This window comes from Neobacillus rhizosphaerae, assembly GCF_050477885.1.
Classification (GTDB): domain Bacteria; phylum Bacillota; class Bacilli; order Bacillales; family Cytobacillaceae; genus Neobacillus; species Neobacillus rhizosphaerae_A.
This window is the reverse complement of the sequence record NZ_JBCNAC010000010.1, coordinates 1-1,942: the sequence shown is the minus strand read 5'-3', so window position 1 is coordinate 1,942 and position 1,942 is coordinate 1. Positions and strand designations below refer to the sequence as shown.

Sequence of the window (1,942 nt, the reverse complement as noted above, 5' to 3'; positions counted from 1 at the left end):
GTTGTGTTTGGTCACGTAGGGGTCGTCTACGTTACCTATACGATTGTTTTACGTTGTGTTCGGTCACGTAGGAGTCGTCTACGTTACCCATACGATTGTTTTAAGTTATGTTCGGTCACGTAGGGGTCGTCTACGTTACCCAAATGGATTTTTTACGTTGTATTCAGTCATGTAAAAAATCCACCTTTCACAATCAATAATCTTAATCCAAGCTTCCTCTAAAAAGAACACAAAAAAACTGATGATAATATATCATCAGTTTTTTTGTATGACCCCTACGGGATTCGAACCCGTGTTACCGCCGTGAAAGGGCGGTGTCTTAACCGCTTGACCAAGGGGCCGAAAATTAAATTATATGGCAGAGAAGAAGGGATTCGAACCCTCGCGCCGGTTACCCGACCTACTCCCTTAGCAGGGGAGCCCCTTGAGCCACTTGGGTACTTCTCTATATGGCTCCGCAGGTAGGACTCGAACCTACGACCGATCGGTTAACAGCCGATAGCTCTACCACTGAGCTACTGCGGAATAATACATGGTGGGCCTAAATGGACTCGAACCATCGACCTCACGCTTATCAGGCGTGCGCTCTAACCAGCTGAGCTATAGGCCCATATTATGGAGCGGGTGATGGGAATCGAACCCACTACATCAGCTTGGAAGGCTGAGGTTTTACCAGTAAACTACACCCGCAAAATAAATGGGGCGACTGATGGGAATCGAACCCACGAATGCCTGAACCACAATCAGGTGCGTTAACCACTTCGCCACAATCGCCGTAATAAAAATTATTTACTTTAAAATATAAATGGTGGCTCAGGACGGAATCGAACCGCCGACACAAGGATTTTCAGTCCTTTGCTCTACCGACTGAGCTACTGAGCCAACATATGGCGGTCCGGACGGGACTCGAACCCGCGACCTCCTGCGTGACAGGCAGGCATTCTAACCAACTGAACTACCGGACCATATTGCGGGGACAGGATTTGAACCTGCGACCTTCGGGTTATGAGCCCGACGAGCTACCAGACTGCTCCACCCCGCGACGGTAAAAATTATTAAGTTTGGAGCATGCTCCATGTTTTGTTACTGACTGTCCCCATCTCAGAAAGCTATTCAAGTAGCAGGTCGATGGTGGCAATAAAAATTATTTAATTCTGAAATAATATGGCGGAGGAAGAGGGATTCGAACCCCCGCGCGGTTTAACCCGCCTGTCGGTTTTCAAGACCGATCCCTTCAGCCGGACTTGGGTATTCCTCCATATTATTAAAAGTTTCTGGTGGACCTTGTAGGACTCGAACCTACGACCGGACGGTTATGAGCCGTCTGCTCTAACCAGCTGAGCTAAAGGTCCAATTTCTAAAAAATTATTTGGTAGCGGCGGAGGGGATCGAACCCCCGACCTTACGGGTATGAACCGTACGCTCTAGCCAGCTGAGCTACACCGCCAAATAGTTAATAAAATTATGGTGGAGCCTAGCGGGATCGAACCGCTGACCTCCTGCGTGCAAAGCAGGCGCTCTCCCAGCTGAGCTAAGGCCCCATAATAAGTAAGAAGAATGGTCGGGAAGACAGGATTCGAACCTGCGACCCCTTGGTCCCAAACCAAGTGCTCTACCAAGCTGAGCTACTTCCCGTTAAAGTGCGCCCTGAGAGATTCGAACTCCCGACCTTTTGATTCGTAGTCAAACACTCTATCCAGCTGAGCTAAGGGCGCATATGAATTAAATAAACTTAAGTGGTGCCGAGGACCGGAATCGAACCGGTACGGTAGTCACCTACCGCAGGATTTTAAGTCCTGTGCGTCTGCCAGTTCCGCCACCCCGGCACATATGGAGCGGAAGACGGGATTCGAACCCGCGACCCCCACCTTGGCAAGGTGGTGTTCTACCACTGAACTACTTCCGCATATAAAATCAAATGATGCGGGTGAAGGGAGTCGAA

Annotated in this window: 17 tRNA genes; all 17 read right to left on the bottom strand. The window is 49.3% G+C overall.

Annotated elements, in window-relative coordinates:
- Window positions 1-269: 269 nt before the first annotated feature.
- Window positions 270-341: transfer RNA gene (locus tag ABES03_RS01185), tRNA-Glu, on the bottom strand.
- A gap of 15 nt (window positions 342-356) precedes the next feature.
- Window positions 357-447, bottom strand: a tRNA-Ser gene (locus ABES03_RS01180).
- A gap of 3 nt (window positions 448-450) precedes the next feature.
- Window positions 451-525 (bottom strand) — tRNA-Asn (locus ABES03_RS01175).
- A gap of 8 nt (window positions 526-533) precedes the next feature.
- Window positions 534-610: transfer RNA gene (locus ABES03_RS01170), tRNA-Ile, on the bottom strand.
- Between the two features lie 6 nt (window positions 611-616).
- A tRNA-Gly gene (locus tag ABES03_RS01165) sits at window positions 617-690 on the bottom strand.
- Window positions 691-698: 8 nt separating this feature from the next.
- Window positions 699-774 (bottom strand) — tRNA-His (locus ABES03_RS01160).
- A 32-nt stretch (window positions 775-806) separates the two neighbouring features.
- Window positions 807-882: transfer RNA gene (locus tag ABES03_RS01155), tRNA-Phe, on the bottom strand.
- Between the two features lie 6 nt (window positions 883-888).
- Window positions 889-965 (bottom strand) — tRNA-Asp (locus ABES03_RS01150).
- A 3-nt stretch (window positions 966-968) separates the two neighbouring features.
- A tRNA-Met gene (locus ABES03_RS01145) sits at window positions 969-1,042 on the bottom strand.
- A 123-nt stretch (window positions 1,043-1,165) separates the two neighbouring features.
- A tRNA-Ser gene (locus tag ABES03_RS01140) sits at window positions 1,166-1,258 on the bottom strand.
- Window positions 1,259-1,275: 17 nt separating this feature from the next.
- Window positions 1,276-1,352, bottom strand: a tRNA-Ile gene (locus tag ABES03_RS01135).
- An 18-nt stretch (window positions 1,353-1,370) separates the two neighbouring features.
- Window positions 1,371-1,447 (bottom strand) — tRNA-Met (locus tag ABES03_RS01130).
- An 18-nt stretch (window positions 1,448-1,465) separates the two neighbouring features.
- Window positions 1,466-1,541: transfer RNA gene (locus ABES03_RS01125), tRNA-Ala, on the bottom strand.
- Between the two features lie 17 nt (window positions 1,542-1,558).
- Window positions 1,559-1,635, bottom strand: a tRNA-Pro gene (locus tag ABES03_RS01120).
- Between the two features lie 6 nt (window positions 1,636-1,641).
- Window positions 1,642-1,715: transfer RNA gene (locus ABES03_RS01115), tRNA-Arg, on the bottom strand.
- A 22-nt stretch (window positions 1,716-1,737) separates the two neighbouring features.
- Window positions 1,738-1,826, bottom strand: a tRNA-Leu gene (locus tag ABES03_RS01110).
- Window positions 1,827-1,831: 5 nt separating this feature from the next.
- Window positions 1,832-1,906: transfer RNA gene (locus ABES03_RS01105), tRNA-Gly, on the bottom strand.
- Window positions 1,907-1,942: the final 36 nt, after the last annotated feature.